The 19,474-nt window shown below is 71.9% G+C and carries 11 protein-coding genes; 6 read left to right on the forward strand and 5 right to left on the reverse strand.

The window, feature by feature from the left end; genetic code table 11:
* Positions 1-345: 345 nt before the first annotated feature.
* Entirely contained in the window at positions 346-906 is a 561-nt protein-coding gene (locus tag ABZ928_RS52940) for a MarR family transcriptional regulator (protein ID WP_361536980.1), read from the reverse strand.
* Positions 907-1,059: 153 nt separating this feature from the next.
* On the opposite strand from ABZ928_RS52940, the gene ABZ928_RS52945 reads away from it, so the two are divergent.
* Positions 1,060-2,316 (forward strand): MFS transporter, encoded by a 1,257-nt coding sequence (locus tag ABZ928_RS52945; protein WP_361536998.1) that lies wholly within the window; start codon positions 1,060-1,062, stop codon positions 2,314-2,316.
* Between the two features lie 102 nt (positions 2,317-2,418).
* Here ABZ928_RS52945 and ABZ928_RS52950 read toward each other — a convergent pair whose 3' ends face one another.
* Positions 2,419-4,056 (reverse strand): SpoIIE family protein phosphatase, encoded by a 1,638-nt coding sequence (locus ABZ928_RS52950; RefSeq protein ID WP_361536982.1) that lies wholly within the window; start codon positions 4,054-4,056, stop codon positions 2,419-2,421.
* A 175-nt stretch (positions 4,057-4,231) separates the two neighbouring features.
* Positions 4,232-5,611, reverse strand: a complete 1,380-nt coding sequence (locus ABZ928_RS52955; RefSeq protein ID WP_361536984.1) for an NAD(P)/FAD-dependent oxidoreductase — start codon at positions 5,609-5,611, stop codon at positions 4,232-4,234.
* A gap of 381 nt (positions 5,612-5,992) precedes the next feature.
* On the opposite strand from ABZ928_RS52955, the gene ABZ928_RS52960 reads away from it, so the two are divergent.
* Both ABZ928_RS52960 and ABZ928_RS52965 read left to right on the forward strand, forming a co-directional pair.
* Positions 5,993-6,745 (forward strand): helix-turn-helix domain-containing protein, encoded by a 753-nt coding sequence (locus ABZ928_RS52960; RefSeq protein ID WP_361536986.1) that lies wholly within the window; start codon positions 5,993-5,995, stop codon positions 6,743-6,745.
* A 315-nt stretch (positions 6,746-7,060) separates the two neighbouring features.
* The gene (locus ABZ928_RS52965; RefSeq protein ID WP_361536988.1) at positions 7,061-8,959 is read left to right on the forward strand and encodes a sigma-70 family RNA polymerase sigma factor; all 1,899 of its coding nucleotides are present in this window, start codon (positions 7,061-7,063) and stop codon (positions 8,957-8,959) included.
* A gap of 31 nt (positions 8,960-8,990) precedes the next feature.
* Here ABZ928_RS52965 and ABZ928_RS52970 read toward each other — a convergent pair whose 3' ends face one another.
* Together ABZ928_RS52970 and ABZ928_RS52975 are read right to left on the reverse strand one after the other, a co-directional pair.
* The gene (locus ABZ928_RS52970) at positions 8,991-12,380 is read right to left on the reverse strand and encodes a BTAD domain-containing putative transcriptional regulator (protein ID WP_361536990.1); all 3,390 of its coding nucleotides are present in this window, start codon (positions 12,378-12,380) and stop codon (positions 8,991-8,993) included.
* A gap of 383 nt (positions 12,381-12,763) precedes the next feature.
* Complete coding sequence (locus ABZ928_RS52975) at positions 12,764-14,869, reverse strand: asparagine synthase-related protein (RefSeq protein WP_361536992.1); 2,106 nt, start codon at positions 14,867-14,869, stop codon at positions 12,764-12,766.
* 684 nt (positions 14,870-15,553) lie between these two features.
* Between ABZ928_RS52975 and ABZ928_RS52980 the strand changes: the two genes are divergently transcribed.
* The 3 genes from ABZ928_RS52980 to trmB all read left to right on the forward strand — a co-directional run bounded on the left by ABZ928_RS52980 (position 15,554) and on the right by trmB (position 19,341).
* A complete protein-coding gene (locus ABZ928_RS52980; RefSeq protein WP_361536994.1) occupies positions 15,554-16,978 on the forward strand; it encodes an MFS transporter in 1,425 nt (474 codons plus the stop codon).
* An 84-nt stretch (positions 16,979-17,062) separates the two neighbouring features.
* Positions 17,063-18,283, forward strand: coding sequence for an L-2-hydroxyglutarate oxidase (lhgO, locus tag ABZ928_RS52985; protein WP_361537000.1), 1,221 nt, complete (start codon positions 17,063-17,065; stop codon positions 18,281-18,283).
* 206 nt (positions 18,284-18,489) lie between these two features.
* Complete coding sequence (trmB, locus tag ABZ928_RS52990; protein WP_361536996.1) at positions 18,490-19,341, forward strand: tRNA (guanosine(46)-N7)-methyltransferase TrmB; 852 nt, start codon at positions 18,490-18,492, stop codon at positions 19,339-19,341.
* Positions 19,342-19,474 lie beyond the last annotated feature (133 nt).

A 19,474-nucleotide genomic window follows, 5' to 3' on the forward strand; every position in this document is an offset into this window, starting at 1 on the left:
TTTCCCTTTCCGGCGGTTCCGACTCTATCAGATCCTTTCGGGCCTGACTCCCAGTCAGAGGGGCTTGTCCTCGCGGCTGTTGGGCCGTTCCGACGTCTCAAACCTTAGCGGATCCTCTCGGCAGTTCCTAATCGAGCTGCCGAACCCAAATCGAATTGAATTCGGGCACACCGAATTCATCCCGGCTGGGAGATCACGCTGATGGTTTGTGTGCCGCTGATGCGGCGGGAGGTGCTGTCGAAGAACCGTTACGGCTCTGCGGCAACCCGAAGAACTCTACGGATCCTGGAGGGGGCTGTCAACCACCCCTGTCAAGATCTTTTCGGGTGACATCGGCGAGCGACGTCAGTCCAGGTCACTGAGGCGGCCACCGGCATCCGGCTGGGCGTGCTCGACCCGGCGCAGAAGACGGGTGAGGACGTCTCCGAGCGAGGTCCGCTCCTCAGGGGTGAGGTCCTGGAGGAGGTCCTCCTCGAAGACGGTGGCCATACGCATGGCCTCCAGCCACTTCTCGCGCCCCTCGTCCGTGAGCTCCACGATCACACGGACTCGGTTGGTCTCGTCGCGCTCCCTGGTGACCAGACCCTCCCCCACCATCCGGTCGATGCGGTGGGTCATCGCGGCCGGCGTCAGGCCGAGGCGCTTGGCGAGTTCGCTGGGGCCCATCCGATACGGGGCCCCGGAGAGGACGAGGGCCTTGAGGACCTCCCACTCCGCGTTGCTCATGCCGAGGGCGGCGGTCTGACGACCGTAGGCGACGTTCATACGGCGGTTCAGCCGGGACAGCGCCGAGACGATCTGCTCGACCTGGGGGTCGAGGTCCTGGAACTCGCGCTGGTAGGCGGCGATCTGCTCTTCGAGGGTCGGCTCACTGCCGATGCCGATGCTGCCGGGGGTGTCACCCATGGGCCGAAGTATCGCATGGGGCTGCTTGGCGTTGAAGTTCTTCTAGGTGTACTGTTTAGCTTCTAACTTTAGCTTTGAAGTCTTCGGTTCTAAGTACTGAGGGACTCCAACTACCTGAGAGAGGTGAACGTGACCAGGGCGATGGGCGCAGCGATGCGCCGGATTCACGTGGGTAACGCACTCAGCGCGTTCGGGCTCGGCTTCACCGTCCCCTACCTGTACGTCTATGTGGCGCAGGTGCGGGGCCTTGGAGCCATGACGGCGGGGCTGGTCCTCGCCGTCTTCGCCGTGGCCGCGCTGATCGTGCTGCCGTTCGCCGGCCGGGCGATCGTGCGGCGGGGCCCGCTTCCGGTGTTGCTCGTCGCCCTGGTCACCGCCGCGATCGGTGCGCTGAGCCTGGGGCTCGCGAGCAGCGCGACCACGGTCCTGCTGTCGGCGGCCGCACTCGGCGCCGGTCAGGCCGTCATGCAGCCCGCGCTGGCGACGATGATCGTGGACTGCTCCACGTCCGAGACCCGCTCTCGCGCCTTCGCGATGCAGTTCTTCCTTCAGAACCTCGGTCTCGGCGTCGGCGGCCTCATCGGCGGTCACCTGGTCGACACGACGAACGTCTCCTCCTTCACCCTGCTCTTCGCGATCGAGGCGGCGATGTTCCTGCTGCTGGCCGGGGTGATGGCGACCGTGCGCATGCCGCACGCGCCGAAGATCGGCGACGCCCCCGCGGGTTCGTCGAAGGGCAGCTGGAAGCAGCTCCTCGGCAACCGCGCCATGGTGCAGCTGTGCGTCCTGGGCTTCGTGCTGTTCTTCGCCTGCTACGGCCAGTTCGAGTCGGGCCTGGCCGCATACGGCGTCGAGGCCGCCGGGATCTCCACCTCCGCGCTGGGGTCGGCCCTGGCCGCCAACACCGCGATGATCGTCATCGCGCAGTTCGCCGTACTGAAGTTCGTCGAGCGCCGCCGCCGTTCCCGTGTGATCGCCGCGGTCGGCCTCATCTGGGCCGGCGCCTGGATCATCGCCGGTTACGCCGGCCTCGGCCACGGCAGCCAGACCATGGCGACGGCCGCCTTCATCTCGACGTACGCCCTCTTCGGCCTGGGCGAGGCCATGCTGTCCCCGACGGTCGCCCCGCTGGTGGCCGACCTGGCGCCCTCCGGCATGGCCGGCCAGTACAACTCGGCCTTCGCCCTGGTGAAGCAGCTCGCCCTGGCGGTCGGCCCGGCGATCGGCGGCCCGATGGGCGCCTCACTGCACGCCCCGTACATCGTGACGTTCCTGCTGTTCTCGGTGGGCATCACGTTCCTGGCCCTGAGGCTCGGCCGCCAGCTGACGGCCGTGCAGGACCACCCGTGGAGGGCAAGGAGCAGGGTGGTGGCCAGGGGCGGCACACAGCAAGAATCTGTCGCCGCGTAACTGGAGACACCTAAGGGGCGCGGGGCTGTATTGATTTGCGGCTCCGCCGCGTGGGCGCGATCAGCCCCCACGCACCCGCAGCCGCCACACGACCCCGCGTCCCTACCCCTTGGGCAGCACGAACTCGCACCAAACAGCCTTCCCGCCGCCAGGCGTCCTCCGCGACCCCCAGCTCGACGCAATGGTCGCCACGATGGCAATGCCCCGCCCGGACTCGTCCCCGGGTTCGGCCCGTCGGCGCCGGGGCAGGTGATCGTCGCCGTCAGTCACCTCGATGATCAGCCGCCGGTCGGTCCTGCGCAGGCGCAGCCGCATCGGTGGCGTTCCGTGCTGCAACGAGTTCGCGACCAGCTCACTCGCCGCCAGCACCCCCAGGTCATGCAACTCCCCCGGGAACCGCCAACTGGTCAGCACGCCGGAGGCGAACGCACGCGCGCGTGGGGCCGCCTCGATGCCGCCCAGGAGTTCCAGCGCGGCGTTGCGGAAGAGGTCGCTGTCGGGGCCGGTGCGGGCAGGGTGCTGGAGGACGAGGACCGCCACGTCGTCGTCGTGGTCGGCCGTGACGCCCGCCGAGCGGACGAGCCGGTCGCAGACGACCTGAGGGGTACCGGTGGCTCCGGACAGTGCGCGCTCCAGGGACGCGATGCCCTCGTCGAGGTCCTCGTTACGGCGTTCCACCAGGCCGTCCGTGTAGAGGACCGCCGTGGAGCCTGGGCCGAGGGGGATCGAACCCGACGCGTGCATCCAGCCGCCGGTGCCCAGCGGCGGGCCCGTCGGTTCGTCCGCCCGCAGCACAGCCCCGCTCTCGTCGCGGACCAGGATGGGCAGGTGGCCGGCGGAGGCGTAGACCAGCTTGCCCTCGTTGGGGTCGTGGATGGCGTACGCGCACGTGGCGATCTGGTTGGCGTCGATCTCGGTCGCGAGGCCGTCGAGGAGGTTCAGGACCTCGTGCGGGGGGAGGTCGAGGCGGGCGTACGCCCTGACCGCCGTACGCAGTTGGCCCATGACCGCGGCCGCGCGGACGCCTCGGCCCATGACGTCGCCGATGACGAGGGCCGTGCGGCCGCCGCCGAGGGTGATGACGTCGTACCAGTCGCCGCCGACGGCGGCCTCGGTGCCGCCGGGCTGGTAGGTGGCGGCGATGCGGAGGTCGTCGGGTTCCTCCAGGACTTGGGGGAGCAGGGAGCGCTGGAGGGTCACCGCTGTCTCGCGTTGGCGGCGTTCGCTGGCTCTGAGGCGTTCGGCGGCTTCCGCGTGGTCCGTGACGTCCGTCGCGAAGACCAGGACGCCGCCGTCGCCCTCGGACACCGGGGTGCAGGTGAAGGTGTAGGAGCGGCCGTCGGGGGCCTTGCGGGACTTGACGGTGCGGGGCTTGCCGCTGCGGAGGACCTGGTCGAGGAGGGGGAGGAGGCCGATCTCGGTCAGCTCCGGGAGGGCTTCTGCGGCCGGTTCGCCGGAGGGGCGGGCGCCGAAGGCCGTGACATAGGCGTCGTTGACGTAGGCGAGGCGGTGGTCCTGGCCGTGGACGAGGGCGACGAGGGCCGGGACGCGGTCGAGGACCGCGCGGACGGGGAGTTCGTCGACGGCGGGCACGGGCGGGTGGTCGTCGGTGAGTTGTTCGGCGCGGGCCGCGGGTACGGAGCCCTCCCCGATGCGGTCGGGGGTGACCTCGTGGTCGGTCCGCGCTGCTGCGCGGCGCTGCGTTCCGGGGAGCCGGGCGCTCCAGCGCGTGAAGTTCACGAATCCTTGCCTCGTGTCGTCGTCTTCGGCCGGCTCCGGACCCGGCCTAGGGGTCGTCGCGGGTTCGGAGGGCGGGTGTCCACCCGCTCCTGGGTCGGGGATCAGTGTGGCAGTGTGACCGACCGGGTCGACATCCGTCAGACGCCTACCTTGCCGGTGGAGTTCCTCGGTCCGGTCAGGACGACCCCTTCGGGTCGTTCGAGGGGTCCTGAGGAGGCTTTCCACCGGCCGCGAGTTCGAACTCCGCTCGGGGATGTTCGAGGGAACCCAGGGAGACGATCTCCCTCTTGAAGAGTCCGGAGAGTGTCCATTCGGCCAGGACTCGGGCCTTGCGGTTGAAGGTGGGGACCCTGCTGAGGTGGTAGACGCGGTGCATGAACCAGGCAGGGTAGCCCTTCAGCTTGCGTCCGTAGACGTGGGCGACGCCCTTGTGGAGGCCCAGGGAGGCGACCGAGCCGACGTACTTGTGGGAGTACGTCTCCAGGTCCTCGCCGCGCAGTGAGTGCGCGATGTTGTCGCCGAGGACCTTGGCCTGGCGTACGGCGTGCTGGGCGTTGGGGGCCGTTTCCTTGCCGGGTTCCTCCGCCGTCACGTCGGGGACGGCTGCCGCGTCTCCGGCCGCCCACGCGTGCGTGGCGCCCTCGATCGTCAGCTGGGGGGTGCATTTCAGCCGACCTCGGTCGGTGAGCGGAAGGTCGCTGGCGGCGAGGACGGGGTGGGGTTTGACGCCGGCGGTCCAGACGACCGTACGGGTCGGGAAGCGGGCGCCGTCGCTGAGGACGGCGACTCGGTCGGCGCAGGAGTCGAGGCGGGTGTCGAGGCGTACGTCGATGTTGCGGCGGCGCAGTTCGGTGACGGTGTAGCGGCCCATCTCCTCGCCGACCTCGGGGAGGATGCGGTCGGAGGCCTCGACGAGGATCCACTTCATGTCCTCGGGCTGGACGTTGTGGTAGTACCGCGCGGTGTAGCGGGCCATGTCCTCCAGTTCGCCGAGGGCCTCCACGCCCGCGTAGCCGCCGCCGACGAAGACGAAGGTGAGGGCGGCGTCGCGGATCGCGGGGTCGCGGGTGGAGGAGGCGATGTCCATCTGCTCGATGACGTGGTTGCGCAGTCCGATGGCCTCTTCGACGGTCTTGAAGCCGATGGCGTGCTCGGCGAGGCCTGGGATGGGGAGGGTGCGGGAGATCGAGCCGGGGGCGAGGACGAGTTCGTCGTAGGTGAGGCGCTGGGCGCCGGTGCCTTCTTCCTCGGTGGCGAGGGTGGTGAGGGTCGCGGTGCGTTTGGCGTGGTCGACGGCGGTGACCTCGCCGATGACGACGTTGCAGTGGTCGAGGACGCGGCGCAGCGGGACGACGACATGGCGGGGGGAGATGGAGCCGGCGGCCGCTTCGGGAAGGAACGGCTGATAGGTCATGTACGGGTCGGGGGTGACGACCGTGATCTCGACCTCGTCGCGCCTCAGTTCCTGTTTCAACTTCCGCTGGAGACGCAGGGCGGTGTACATCCCGACGTAGCCGCCGCCGACAACGAGAATGCGCGCGCGTTCCTTCACCACCCCATGACGCACCCGACGCTTGAGTTTGTCCACAGCCCCGGCAATTTGTGTGACCGCGCGTTTTGCGCGGGCGGGGTTGGCCGAATCGACGGCGTGCGGGGAAGGTTTGCAGGTCAGCGGGTGTGCGCCGGGGGTTCGGAGGGGGTGCAATCGGGACGTATACGACCCGTACTCCGATCGGGGGGCGCTCCGTGCGGAACCTGCCCCTTCTGAATTGACCCCCTCTCAACTATGTTCGTGTGTCGACGGGGTGTAGGGGGATGCACTCATCGGGTCCGCGACGGGCGGTCCCGTGAAGCGGGTTTGTTCCCCATATGCGCTCCGGCCTTTCAGTGGCGGGGAGAGTCTCCGGGGGGAGACGTCATTACCGGGGGATCGCTTATGCATGTTCAGGACTCTCATTGGTCTTCCGCGTCCGCCATCGCACCCGGTGGCGGAGCGATGAGCGCGGCGGCGGGGAACGGGCGCGACGGTTCGCGTTCGACGCCGTTGCGCGTGGACGCACAGCGCAATCTGGAGCACGTACTGCGTGCGGCGCGCGAGGTCTTCGGCGAGCTGGGGTACGGCGCGCCGATGGAGGACGTGGCGCGGCGCGCGCGGGTCGGCGTCGGCACGGTGTACCGGCGCTTCCCGAGCAAGGACGTCCTGGTGCGCCGGATAGCCGAGGAGGAGACCTCCCGGCTGACCGACCAGGCGCGTGCGGCGCTCGGGCAGGAGGACGAGCCGTGGTCGGCGCTGTCGCGCTTCCTGCGGACGTCGGTGGCCTCGGGTGCCGGGCGGCTGCTGCCGCCGCAGGTGCTGCGGGTCGGGGTGGCCGACGAGCACGAGGACGGCGGGTACGACGAGGCGCGGGTGCCGCAGCAGCGGACGCAGCCGGGCTCGGGCGAACTGCGGCTGGTGCCGGAGGCGTCGGTCGAGGAGGACTCCGGGGCGGCGGCGCTGCTCGACGTGGTGGGCCAGCTCGTGGAGCGGGCGCGGGCGGCGGGAGAGCTGCGGGCCGATGTGTCGGTGTCGGACGTGCTGCTGGTGATCGCGACGGCGGCGCCCTCGCTGCCGGACGCGGCGCAGCAGGCGGCTGCCTCGGCACGGCTGCTGGACATCCTGCTGGAGGGGCTGCGGTCGAGGCCGTCGTGAACTCCGGTCGTCGGCTCCAGGTGACCCGGTCCGTCCACTCCGGGTGACCGGGTGACTCGAAAAGGTGACGACGAGGTGTGGGTGCTGCGCCGCCCGCGCCTCGTGGGCATTCCGGCCTTTTCGGGTACGCCGCTCAACTCCCGTCCGGGCGACGACAGTTGAGCCTTCCCCGAACGGGTGACGGTTAGTACTGCGCTGCGGTGAATCCCCACGGACGAGTGGAAGCCCCGCACAGCCGGGGCCTGACCAAAAGCCAATATGGCACGCTGACCCGGTGTTCGGGACTGGTTGGGCAGGCGGCGGGGGCTTTCCGCGATGAGTGTTGACGGGCGGGACGAGTCACAGGGTGACGACGCCGAGGCCGACGGCCTCGCGGCGCCCCAGGTGCCGAGCCAGGGGGGACGGGCGGGCCGCGCGCCGATCGGCGGCGACCCGGCGGAAGGCAGTGTCCCGACGCAGCGCGACCGGCGCGAGGACAGCGTCCTGCCGCCCCCGATCGAGCTGCCGCCCGGCGACGCCGACCTCATCGGGCGGATGCGCTCGGGCGACGACACGGCCTACGAGGAGCTGTACCGGCGCCACGCGGACGCGGTGCGCCGCTACGCCCGCACCTGCTGCCGTGACGCCCACACCGCGGACGACCTCACGGCCGAGGTCTTCGCCCGCATGCTCCAGGCGGTACGCGGCGGTTCCGGGCCCGAGCACGCCGTACGCGCGTATCTGCTGACCACGGTCCGGCGCGTCGCCGCGAACTGGACGAAGTCGGCGAAGCGGGAGCAACTGGTCGACGACTTCGCGGTGTTCGCCGCGCAGGCGGCGCGCTCGTCCGAGGTGTCCGACGACGACACCCTCGACCTGGGCGCCGATGTGCGCGCGATGCACGAGGCCGAGCAGTCCATGGCCATGCAGGCCTTCCGGTCGCTGCCCGAGCGCTGGCAGGCCGTGCTGTGGCACACCGAGGTCGAGGACGAGTCGCCGAGCGAGGTCGCCACGCTCTTCGGGCTCGACGCCAACGGCACGCGCGTGCTGGCCAGCCGCGCCCGGGAGGGCCTCAAGCAGGCCTATCTCCAGGCCCACGTCAGCGCCACCCTCGCCGACGACGAGGAGTGCGCCCGCTACGCCGACCAGCTCGGCACCTACGCCCGCGGCCGGCTGCGCACGCGTGCCGAACGCGGGCTGCGCAAGCACCTGGAGGAGTGCGCCAAGTGCCGGCTCGCGGCCGCCCAGATCTCCGAGGTCGCGAGCAGCATCCCGGCCGTGGTCCCGGTCGCGGTCATCGGCTGGTTCGGTGCCGCCGGGTACGCCAAGGCCGCCGCGCTCATCGCCGGCGGTACGGGAGTGGGCGCGGCAGGTGTCGCGGGCGCGGCCGCGGCGAGCGGCGGCTCGTCGGGGGGCGCGGCGGGCGGTGGTGCGGCGGCCTCGGAGGGGCTCGGCCTGCCGGCGAAGGTCGCCATCGGGGTCGGTGTGGCCGCGGCGGTGACCGCCGGGATCGTGTACGCGCTGACCAACAACGCCGAGCCGCTGGTCAAGCCCGACGCCAAGCCGCCCGCGTCCACACCGGTCGTGGCCCCCGCCGAGGAGTCGCCGAAGCCGCCGAAGAAGGAGCCGGCCACCAAGACGCCGATCGTCGTCGCCCCCACGCCGACACCGACCCCGACGCCCACCCCGACGCCGTCCCCCAAGCCCAGCCCGAAGCCGACCCCGACGCCCACACCTACCCCGACGCCGAAGCCGACGCCCAAGCCCACACCCACCCCGACACCCACTCCCCCGCCCGCCCCGGCCGTCTACCAGTGGAGCGAGCTGTCGTACGACGTCAACGGCGACGGCACCCAGCCCGAGATGCGGATCGCCGAGAGCAGCTGGGTCTGGCAGCGCTACGGCGTCTCGATCGGCGGCACGGGCTACACGCACGGCGTGACCGTCCACGGCCGGTCCTCCGTCACCATCGACCTCAACCGCGAATGCAGCACCTACGACGCGATGGTCGGCGTCGACGACATGGCGCTGGGCCTCGGCAAGATGTACTTCTCCGTCTACGCCGACGGCGTCCAGCTGTGGAAGTCCGGGCTCGTCGAGGGCGGGGACGCGGCGGTGCCGGTGCATGTGGACATCGCCGGGCGCAAGACCGTACGGCTGGTGGTCGAACCGCACAGCCCCTACGACGATCTGATGCTCGCGGACTGGGCGGAGTCGAAGTTCAGGTGCGCGTAGTTCAGGGGCGCGTACTTCAGGGGCTCGTACTTCAGTTGTACGCGGCGAGGGTGGCGGCGAGTTCGTCGAGGACGTCCGCCACGGTGAGGGCCGTGCCCCTCGCGTACTCCTCCTCGTAGCGCGCGGGGCCCAGGGCGGTGCGGGCGGCGGACTCGGCCCGCTGGGCGCCCTGGCGCTCCGAGACGGCTCGCGGGTAGCCGCCGCGCAGCCGGTCGCCGGCGGCGAGGAGACGGGCGGCGCGCGGATGGCCGCCGAGGCGGGCCACCAGGTCCGCGGTGCCGTCGATGAGCGCCGCCTTGACTGCATCGGAGCAACGGGTCTCCTGTGCCGTCCGCAGAGCCTCGGTCAGCTTGTCCAACCCCTGCGCGGGACCCGACTCGGCGACCGCCATCGTGGCCTCCACCGACATCAGCATCACCCGGAACTGGGGCGGCGGGGTCGCGCGCCCGGCCGCCTCGCAGGCCGCCTCGTACAACTCGCGCGCGCGGTCGGTGTCCTTGTCGTCCAGGGCGATCTGGGCCCGCTGGAGCAGCACGAACGCCCGGGAGTCGGCCACGCCGTACCGTTCGGCGGCGATGCCCGCCTCGTCCAGCGCGGCCAGCGCCGCAGTACGGTCGCCCGCGCGGTACGCGATCTCGGCGAGCCGGGCGATGAGGAACGGGGTCTCGGTGTGGGCGCCGACCTCGTGGGCGAGCCGCAACGCCTCCTCGTACTCGCCCTTGGCCTCCTCGAAGCGGTTGCGGGCCATGGCGGCCTCGCCCGCGGCGCTGCACACCTGGGCGCGCAGCCAGCGGTCGCCGACGCGGCGGCTGAGGACGCGCAGTTCCGCGAGGTCGTCGTCGATGCCGGGCATGCCGCCCGGGGAGTCGACGGCCATGTGGGTACGGAACATCAGCGCGACCCCGATCTCCCAGTCGCCGCCGTGGGCCCGGCAGTTGGCGACCGCGCGGTCCATGACCTCCCGTAGGTCCACCACGTCGGGGAGCACGAAGTACGTCACCGGCCAGCCGACGCCGGGGAGACCGGCCGCCTGGGCGCCGCCCCGCTCGTAGTGGGCACGGATCCGTTCGACGTACCGCCGCATCCGGGAGTCGTCCCGCACCACGTCCAGGGACTCGACCTCGGAGAGGAGGAAGAGGTGCATCATCCGCAAGCCCATGCGGAGGGGGTGCAGGGGGTGGTGGGCCTCTTCGTCGTCGGCCGGGGCGGAGAGGAACGCGTCGACGGGGTCGATGGCGTCCAGGGCGTCGATGTCCGGGCCGGCACCGGTACCGGTGCCTGTGCGGGTGGGGGTGCGGGTGCCGGCGTCCAGTGCCGCGCCCAGGCGCAGTACCCGGTCCACCCAGTCCGCGCCTTCCCTGCGGTAGTTGCGCAGCCACCAGAACCAGCACATCGCGACGGCCACGGCGCCCGCCGTCTCCTCGTCGCCGGCCGCGACGGCACGCTGGAGGACCGCGCGAATGTTGTCCAACTCGGTCTCCAGGCGGGCGATCCACGGGAGTTGGCGGGCGGAGCGGATCTCCGGCTCGGCCTCCTCCACGAGGGCGCGCACCCAGGCGCGGTGGCGGAGTTCGGCGGTGGCGCGCGCGTCGGGGGACTCGGCGGCGCGCTCCACGGCGTACTCGTGGATCGTCTCCAGCATGCGGTAGCGCATGGCGGCGGGGCCGGAGCCCTCGCAAGGGGCGGCGACGATCAGGGACTTGTCGACGAGCGCCCCGAGCAGTTCGGCGGCGGGCCCGGTGCATACGGCCTCGGCGGCGGCGAGGTCCCAGCCGCCCGCGAACACGGACACCTCGCGCAGGACCGTCCGTTCCCGCTCGTCGAGGAGGTCCCAGGACCAGTCGACGACCGCGCGCAGGGTCTGCTGGCGGGGCAGGACCGTGCGGCTCCCGGAGGTGAGGAGGCGGAAGCGGTCGTCCAGGCGGTCGGCGATCTGGCGCGGGGTGAGCAGGCGCAGCCGCGCCGCCGCGAGTTCGATGGCGAGCGGGAGTCCGTCGAGGCGGCGGCAGATCTCGGCGACGGCCTCGGAGTCGCGGAGGACGGCGTCCGCGTCGGGGCGGACCGCCGTCGCGCGCTCTCTGAAGAGGCGGTGGGCCTGGTCGGGGACGAGGGGTTCGACCGGGCGCACGGACTCGCCGGGGACGCCCAGGGGTTCACGGCTGGTGGCGAGGATCGTGAGCCCGGGGCAGCGGGTCAGCAGGGTCTCGGCGAGGTGGGCCGCCGCTTCGATGACATGTTCGCAGTTGTCAAGGATCAGGAGCTGGCTGCGCGGGGCGCAGTACTCGACGAGCAGGGCGAGCGGGTCGTCCTGCCGGTCCGTCAGGTCGGTGGTGATCAGCTTGGTCTGCCGTAGACCGAGTGCGCTGACCACCGCGCCGGGTACCGCCTCCGGGCGGTCGAGCGGGGCGAGCTCGACGAGCCATGCCTCCGGTTGTCCGGCGGCGGCTTCCTCGGCCAGGCGGGTCTTTCCGGAGCCGCCCGGGCCGGTGAGGGTGACCAGGCGGGCCCTGTGCAATTCCGAACGGATGGCGCCGAGTTCTGGTTCCCGGCCCACGAAAGAGGTAAGGCGGGGACGGAGGTTGCCACGGCGGTCCGGGGGTTCGGGGTGGGGGGTAGCGGGCGGTTCGGGGTGGGGGGTAGCGGGCGGTTCGGGGTGGGTGGGGGTGTGTTGTTCGGGGTGTACGGCTGTGGGCTGCGGTGGGCCGGGCTGGGTGAGCAGTTCGGTGTGCAGGTCGCGGAGTTCCGGGCCCGGGTCGGTGCCCAGGCCGTCCGACAGCGCTCTGCGGGCCCTCTCGTACGCGGCGAGTGCGTCGGCGTTGCGGCCGGTGTCCCGGAGGGCGCGGATGAGGAGGGCGTGCAGCGGCTCGTCGTACGGGTGCGCCTCGGTCAGTTCCGTCAGTTCCGGTACGGCGTCCTGGGCTCGGCCCAGTCGGAGGGTGGCCTCGGCGCGGGTGCGGATCGCCTCCAGGCGGCGGGTCTCCGGGCGGGTCGCGGGGGTGCGGTCGGGGAGGTCCGCCAGGGCTGGGCCCCGCCATAGGGCGAGGGCCTCGTCCAGGGTGCGGGCGGCGGTTTCCGGGTCGCCTCGGTGGAGGGCTTCGGTGGCTTCTCGGGTGAGGCGTTCGAAGACGTACAGGTCGACGTCGTTCCTGGTCGCGGTGAGGCGGTAGCCGCCGGTTTCCGAGGTGATCGCGTCCTTGCCGAGGGTTCGGCGGAGACGGCCTATGAGGGCGTGGAGGGCGGCCGGGGCGTCCTGGGGTGGGGCCGTGTCCCAGATCTCGTCGATGAGGGTGTCGGGGGTGGTGACGGTTCCTGGGCGTAGGGCCAGGGCGGTGAGGAGGGTTCGGAGGCGGGGGCCTTGTAGGGGTACGACGGTGCCCTGACCGTCTTCGGCTTGGGTGACGCCCAGGATTCTGTACCGCACCGGGTCATTGTCGCCGGGGTGGCTGTGGGGGGCGCGGGTTTTCGGGCGCCGGGGTGGTCGGGTGCGGGTGCGTGGGGGTGCGCGTGGGTGTTTTCGCCCCCGCCGCCCCTACCCGTCCCCTCCTCCAGGGGCTCTGCCCCTTCGACCCCGGGTCCCTGGGGGCTGCGCCCCCAGACCCCGCCTTTCGGCCCTTAAGGGGCCTCGTCCTCAAACGCCGGACGGGCTGAAATACCTGGACCGGCAGCGAGAAGCTCAGCCGTCAGCGGGTGGGTGGGGTTAGGGACGGCAGTCCCCCGGTGGGTGGAGGATCGGGACGGCCTGACCTCGGCCTCGGGCGCCGGACGGCCTGAAGTGACCTGGGCCCGCGTTGAGAGGCGCAGCCCCTACGCCCCCGCCCCCCGCATCGACGCCCCCGCCCCCAACGCCCCCCTCTGCGGTGTGATCCCCGCCGGTACCGCACGGGCGCGTGCCGGGGTTCCTGTCCAGCAGGTTCCTCGGCGGGCCAGGAGGCGGCGGAGCCAGAGTTCGAGGGAGACGAGGTCTGCCAGGCCGTCGAGGGGCAGGGGCTCGCCCTCTGCTGCTGCGCGCAGGGCCTTGCGGACCACCCTCGCCTCCACCAGGCCCGCCTCCGCCAGCAGCGGGGTGCCGAACAGCGACATCAGGGAGTCCGCGGCGACCCTCAGGCCCGTGCGGGCCGCTACCGCCGTTGAGGCGTGGGAGGGGGCGCCCCAGCCCGGGGGGAGGTCGGTCACGCCCGCGCCCTGGAGGACTGTTCGGAGGATGGACGCCCTTGCGCCCGGCTGGACTCGCAGGGCCTCGGGGAGGGCTCTGCATGCTCGGACGACCTGGTTGTCGAGGAAGGGGGCGTGCAGGCGTTGGAAGCGGATCTCGGCGGCTTGTTCAAGGATGCGTACGTCGGCTGCGGTGCGGGCGAGGGCCGCGCGGGCTCGGTAGTCGCCGGGGCGTTGGCCTGGGCCCACCCCTGAGCGGTTGGTCGCGCCCTGGAGGCGGATCGATACTTCAGCCAGCGCCTCGCCCGTGAGCCAGCGTGCCGCGGGGCCCGGTCTGGCCCAGGCGAGGGCCGCCAGGGAGGCTCCTACCGCGCCTCCGGGTTCGTCGAACCTGCGCTCCATCAGGCGGTCGGACAGTACCTCCAGGCCGGTTCGGTAGGGCGTGCGCGCCAGGCGCCTCGCCGCGCCGTAAACGCGCGCGGGGACCAGGACCGAGCCGTCGGCCTTCGCCAGCGCCGCCACCGGGCGGACGAGGTGGCGGCGCTTGCGGTCCATCAGGAGGTCCGCGAGGCGGGCCGGGTGCGCGTCCAGGACCTGGCGGGCGCCGTAGCCCGTGAAGTGGTCCGCGCTGCCCGAGGCGAGGCGCGCGCGGTGGCGGGCCGCCGTCACCAGGGACTGGCCCGGTTCGTCGGTGAGGGGGCCGTCCAGGTCGGCGTAGGGGAGCGTCTCCTCGCCGCCGGTCACCACCACGTGGTGCAGGCGCGGGTTGGCCGCCAGGGTTCCCGCTCGTTCCAGTTCCGCCTCCCGGCCGCCCACCGCCAGGTCGTTGAAGGTGACGGCCAGGAGTCGTTCGCCCGCGCCCGTGCCGTGGCCCAGCACCGTGCCCGGCATCCCGGGCAGGCCCGCCGCCAGCAGCGCCAGCGTTCCCGAGGCCGGGCCGCCCGAGAGGTCCGCGCCGATCCCCGGCACCGGCATCCCGCGCGCGGCACGGCGTTCGGCGGGGCCCATGCCCGGGACCGGCCCCGGGTCGATGTCGGCGCCGGGGACATGGCGGGGAGCCGACAGACGCGCGCGTACCGCCTCCACCAGTGCGTCCCGCACCGCGTCCACCGCGCTGTCCGGGTCCGCCGAGGGCGCCGCCACCGCGAGGGAGGCGACCGGCTCGTAGCCGGCGATCTCGCGCGCCCCAGCGCGCAGGATCAGCGCGTGCCCCGGGGGAATGCGCCGTACGCCGTCGTAGGGCGTGGAGTCGTGCAGGGCGGCCGGGACGTCGGGGGCCGCCAACAACGCCGCCAGGTGGCCGAAGTCGAGGTTGGCCTCGATCAGGTCCGCCAGGGGCAGCGCCGCTGTCGCGTAGGCCGTGCCGCCTGCCCAGGGGGTGTAGAACACCGGGCGGGCGCCCGCGAGATCGCCGCAGACCATGACCCTGCGGCCCACCTGGACCACCGCCGTGTAACTGCCGGACCAGGCCGTCAGATGGCGGAGCGCGCCGCCGCGCGCGGCGAAGAGGCCGACCCTCAGCTGTTCGTCGCTCGCCCCGCAAGTACCCAGCACCGCTATGCGGTTCTGCGCGTCGGCCTTCACCACGCGCACCTCGTCGGGGCGCCAGTCACCGACCGCCCACAGCGGATCCGGGTCGCCCCACAGGAGTTGGGAGCCCACCGGGTGCACGGTCTCGCCGTCGCTTCCCGTCGCCCCCGCGGAGCCGATCTCGGCTGCGCCCGCTGCGGTGCTGCTCCACCCCACCAACCACCGCATCGACGCCTCCACAGGCTGTGGACAACCAGTGCACCGTACGAACCGGTTCACCATGCTGCCATGAAGGACGTGCCGTGGAGGGGCGGCGGAGCCGCTTGTGCTCCGTCGAACACGCCCCCGCGCGCGTGCCCGTGAAGATGCGAACGCCCGTACTGAGGTGGGGGTCTACGACCTGAATGCGCCCCCGATACGCTCCCCCAGAACGCCCTTCGCGCCGTCAATTTCCATGGTGGGAGCGGTAATTGCCTGCGGAGTACGGGGTCGGTTTTCGGCCAAATTGGCGCAGCGGGGACAGGCTCGCGCACGCTCCGTACAGGCTCTGCGCACCGCATCGGCGACGCGCAGTCCGGGGAACGGAGTTCGCCCCCCGGACCGTTCCGCCACCCGCGGGGATGGAGGTGGCGGAATCCCCCAGCCCACTGGATCCAGTACAGCGGGCCGACCCACGCACGATCCATGGAACCGCTCCCCATGTGGCCGGAGAAGAGCGCACGCACAGGCGCACGGCCACACAGCGGGAGCACGCCGCGACGGTGCGTGGGGAGCCCGTACGCACGTACGGACCACAATCCCGCCATCCGGAACTATGCCCCTTAACGCTTGGGATGCGGCGAACTACGCTGGGTTTACGAATGCCGCGTGGTTATGCCAACGCGGCAGCCGTCTGTGTCGAGGGGTGGCGCAATGTCCAGGGAGCAACGCGGGCCGAACGAAAAACTCGGCGCCGTTCTCGCCCTCGCGGGAATCAGCAACGCAGGACTCGCGCGTCGCGTCAACGATCTTGGCGCTCAACGCGGGTTGACTCTTCGCTACGACAAGACGTCGGTGGCGCGCTGGGTGTCGAAGGGCATGGTGCCGCAGGGCGCCGCGCCGCACCTCATCGCGGCCGCGATCGGCCAGAAGCTCGGCCGCCCGGTGCCGCTCCACGAGATCGGCCTGGCGGACGCGGATCCCGCCCCCGAAGTGGGCCTCGCCTTCCCCCGGGACGTCGGACAGGCCGTCCGCAGCGCGACGGAGCTGTACCGGCTCGACCTCGCAGGGCGCCGGGCCGGTTCCGGAGGCATCTGGCAGTCGCTGGCCGGATCATTCGCAGTAAGCGCATACGCAACGCCCGCCTCACGGTGGCTGATAACCCCGGCCGACAGCTCGGTCGCGCGCGAGGTGAACTCCGCGGAGGCCTCCGGCGCACCGCTCAAAGTCGGCCACAGCGATGTGCAGAAGCTGCGGGAGGCCGCCGAGGACGCCAGGCGCTGGGACTCCAAGTACGGAGGCGGTGACTGGCGTTCGTCCATGGTGCCGGAGTGTTTAAGGGTGGAGGCGGCACCGCTGCTGCTCGGCTCGTACTCCGACGAAGTGGGCCGGGCACTGTTCGGCGCGAGTGCCGAACTCACCCGCCTCGCCGGGTGGATGGCCTTCGACACCGGTCAGCAGGAGGCCGCGCAGCGGTACTACATCCAGGCGTTGCGCCTGGCCCGCGCGGCGGCCGACGTACCCCTCGGCGGGTACGTCCTGGCGTCCATGTCCCTTCAGGCGACCTATCGCGGGTTCGGCGACGAGGGCGTGGACCTCGCGCAGGCCGCGCTGGAGCGGAACCGGGGTCTGGCGACCGCCCGCACGATGAGCTTCTTCCGGCTCGTCGAGGCACGCGCCCACGCGCGCGCGGGTGACGCGCAGGCGGCCGGGGCAGCTCTGAAGGCCGCGGAGGGCTGGCTGGAGCGGTCCAGAGAGGGCGACCAGGATCCGTCCTGGCTGGGCTTCTACTCGTACGACCGCTTCGCCGCGGACGCCGCCGAGTGCTACCGGGACCTCAAGGCTCCCCGTCAGGTGCGGCGCTTCACGGAGCAGGCCCTGTCGAAGCCGACGGAGGAGTTCGTACGGTCGCACGGGCTGCGCCTGGTCGTCTCGGCGGTCGCGGAGCTGGAGTCGGGCAATCTCGACGCGGCATGCGAGCAGGGCGTGCGAGCGGTGGAGGTCGCGGGGCGCATCTCGTCGGCCCGCACCACCGAGTATGTGAAGGATCTTCTGCACCGGCTGGAGCCGTACGGCGACGAACCGCGCGTGGTGGAGCTGCGGGAGCGCGCACGGCCCTTGCTGATGGCTCCAGCCTAGGAGTGGACCTTCTTCACGGCTCTCCACACTTCCTCCGCGTTTGAAGGCACTGTCAGTGGCGCAGTGCACTATCTAGAGCGGGAGGTGGTGCGGGTGCGGTCGGAGATCGCTTATGACTGCGATGTGCTCGTGGTCGGGGGCGGGATCGTCGGGCTGTCGACGGCGTATGCGATCACGCGTGCCGTTCCGGGGACGCGGGTGACCGTGCTGGAGAAGGAGGACGGCCCGGCCCGGCATCAGACGGGGCGCAACAGCGGGGTCATCCACAGCGGGATCTACTACCGGCCGGGGTCCCTCAAGGCGCGGTACGCGGTCGAGGGCGCTGCCGAGATGGTGAAGTTCTGCGCGGAGTACGGCATCGCGCACGCCGTCACCGGAAAGCTGATCGTCGCGACCGAGCGCTCGGAGCTGCCGAGGCTGCACGCGCTCGTGCAGCGCGGGCGGGAGAACGGCATCCCGGTGCGCGAGATGGGCCCCGCGCAGATCTCGGAGTACGAGCCGGAGGTGCGCGGGCTCGCGGCGATACACGTCGGGACGACCGGGATCTGCGACTTCGTCGGGGTCGCCCGGCAGCTGGCGGAGGCGTCCGGCGCCGAGATCCGGTACGGCGCCCAGGTCGGGCGGATCGACCGGCGCCCGTCGCTCGGGGTCGCCGTCCGGACCACGGCCGGGGACGTCGTACGGGCGCGGGTGCTCGTGAACTGTGCCGGGCTGCACTGTGACGAGGTGGCGCGGCTGGCCGGGGACGAGCCCGGGATGCGGATCGTGCCGTTCCGGGGCGAGTACTACTCGCTGGCGCGGCCCGAGCTGGTGAAGGGGCTGGTGTATCCGGTGCCCGATCCGGCGTTCCCGTTCCTCGGGGTGCATCTCACGCGCGGGATCGACGGCGGTGTGCACATCGGGCCCAACGCGGTGCCGGCGCTGGCCCGCGAGGGGTACGGCTGGAGTGTCGTACGCCCCCGTGAGCTGGGCGCGACGCTGGCGTGGCCAGGGTCCTGGCGGATAGCCCGGCGGCACTGGCGGTACGGGGCCGGTGAGCTGCGGCGGTCGGTGTCCAAGGCGGCGTTCGCGGACGCGGTGCGGCGGTTGTGCCCGGCCGTTTCGGACGACGACCTCGTGCCGTCGGCGGCCGGGGTGCGGGCCCAGGCCGTGCTGCGGGACGGGACGCTGGTGGACGACTTCCTGATCAAGGAGGGGCCGCGGACCGTGCATGTGCTGAACGCGCCCTCCCCCGCGGCGACGGCTTCGCTGCCGATCGGGCGGGAGGTGGCGAGGCGGGCGCTGGTGGTGCTGGAGGCGGGCTGAGACCGGCTGGAGGCGGCTGGAGGCGGCTGGAGGCGGCGGTGGCGGCGGTGGCGGCTGGAAGACGCCGAGACCAACTGCCTGGTCCCCTGGCCCGCGACTACCCGGTCCGCGACTGCCTGGTCCCCTGGCCCGCGACTGCCTCGTCCGCGACTGCCTGATCCCGCGTTGAGAGGCTCCGCCCCTCCTCGCCGTAAAATCGACCCACTGTGTCTGAGTCCTTCCACGCCCCCGACGCGTCCCAGCCCGCCCCCGCCCCCGCCACCACCCCCGGCGACGGGCAGTCCCCCCACGCCCCCGGTGTCTCCGTCCGGCACACCAGGTCCAAAGGGGAGCCCCGGTTCCCCGACGGGCCGAAGGCGGATCCCGCCGGGTCGCACTTCGAGCGGCGGATCCGGAGTTTCCAGCCGCGGCGGAGCCGGGTGACGGCCGGGCAGGCGGACGCCTTGCAGCGGCTGTGGCCCAAGTGGGGGCTGGACATCGACGGGCAGCAGGTCCTCGACCTGGCCGAGCTGTTCGGGAACGACCACCCCGTCGTGCTGGAGATCGGCTTCGGGATGGGCGAGGCCACCGCGCAGATGGCGGCGGGCGATCAGAGCATCAACATCCTCGCCGTCGACGTGCACACCCCGGGACAAGGGAATTTGCTCAACCTCGCCGACCAGAACGGGCTCTCCAACGTCCGCGTCGGCAACGGCGACGCCATCATCCTGCTCCGCGAGATGCTGCCCCCGGACTCGCTGGACGGGCTGCGCGTCTACTTCCCGGACCCCTGGCCCAAGAAGCGGCACCACAAGCGGCGGCTGATCCAGCCGGAGTTCCTCAGCCTCGCCGCGACCCGGCTGAAGCCGGGGGCGATCGTGCACTGCGCCACCGACTGGGAGCCGTACGCCGAGCAGATGCTGGAGGTGCTCACGGCGCACCCGGACTTCGAGAACACCCAGGACGACGGCGGTTTCGCGCCGCGTCCGGACTACCGGCCGCTGACCCGTTTCGAGGGCCAGGGACTGGACAAGGGACATGTCGTGAACGACCTGTTGTTCCGCCGCGTAGAGCGGTAGGACAGCGGGAAGCCCCTTCCGGACAACCGCACACCGCCCCCCCCGTTATGTTCTTCGCGGTCCTGCAAGAGGGCCGCTGGCCTCCGGGCCCGGTATGACTGTTCCCCCCTGTCGAACGGATGACCTGGGGGGT

This window comes from Streptomyces sp. NPDC046909, from assembly GCF_040644695.1.
Taxonomy (GTDB): Bacteria; Actinomycetota; Actinomycetes; order Streptomycetales; family Streptomycetaceae; genus Streptomyces.

Bases quoted from the DNA above. Each gene is read 5' to 3' on its own strand.
- ABZ928_RS52940 (WP_361536980.1), bottom strand. From the start codon at position 906: ATGGGTGACACCCCCGGCAGCATCGGCATCGGCAGTGAGCCGACCCTC.
- ABZ928_RS52945 (WP_361536998.1), top strand. From the start codon at position 1,060: ATGCGCCGGATTCACGTGGGTAACGCACTCAGCGCGTTCGGGCTCGGC.
- ABZ928_RS52960 (WP_361536986.1), top strand. From the start codon at position 5,993: ATGCATGTTCAGGACTCTCATTGGTCTTCCGCGTCCGCCATCGCACCC.
- ABZ928_RS52965 (WP_361536988.1), top strand. From the start codon at position 7,061: ATGAGTGTTGACGGGCGGGACGAGTCACAGGGTGACGACGCCGAGGCC.
- ABZ928_RS52975 (WP_361536992.1), bottom strand. From the start codon at position 14,869: ATGCGGTGGTTGGTGGGGTGGAGCAGCACCGCAGCGGGCGCAGCCGAG.
- ABZ928_RS52980 (WP_361536994.1), top strand. From the start codon at position 15,554: ATGTCCAGGGAGCAACGCGGGCCGAACGAAAAACTCGGCGCCGTTCTC.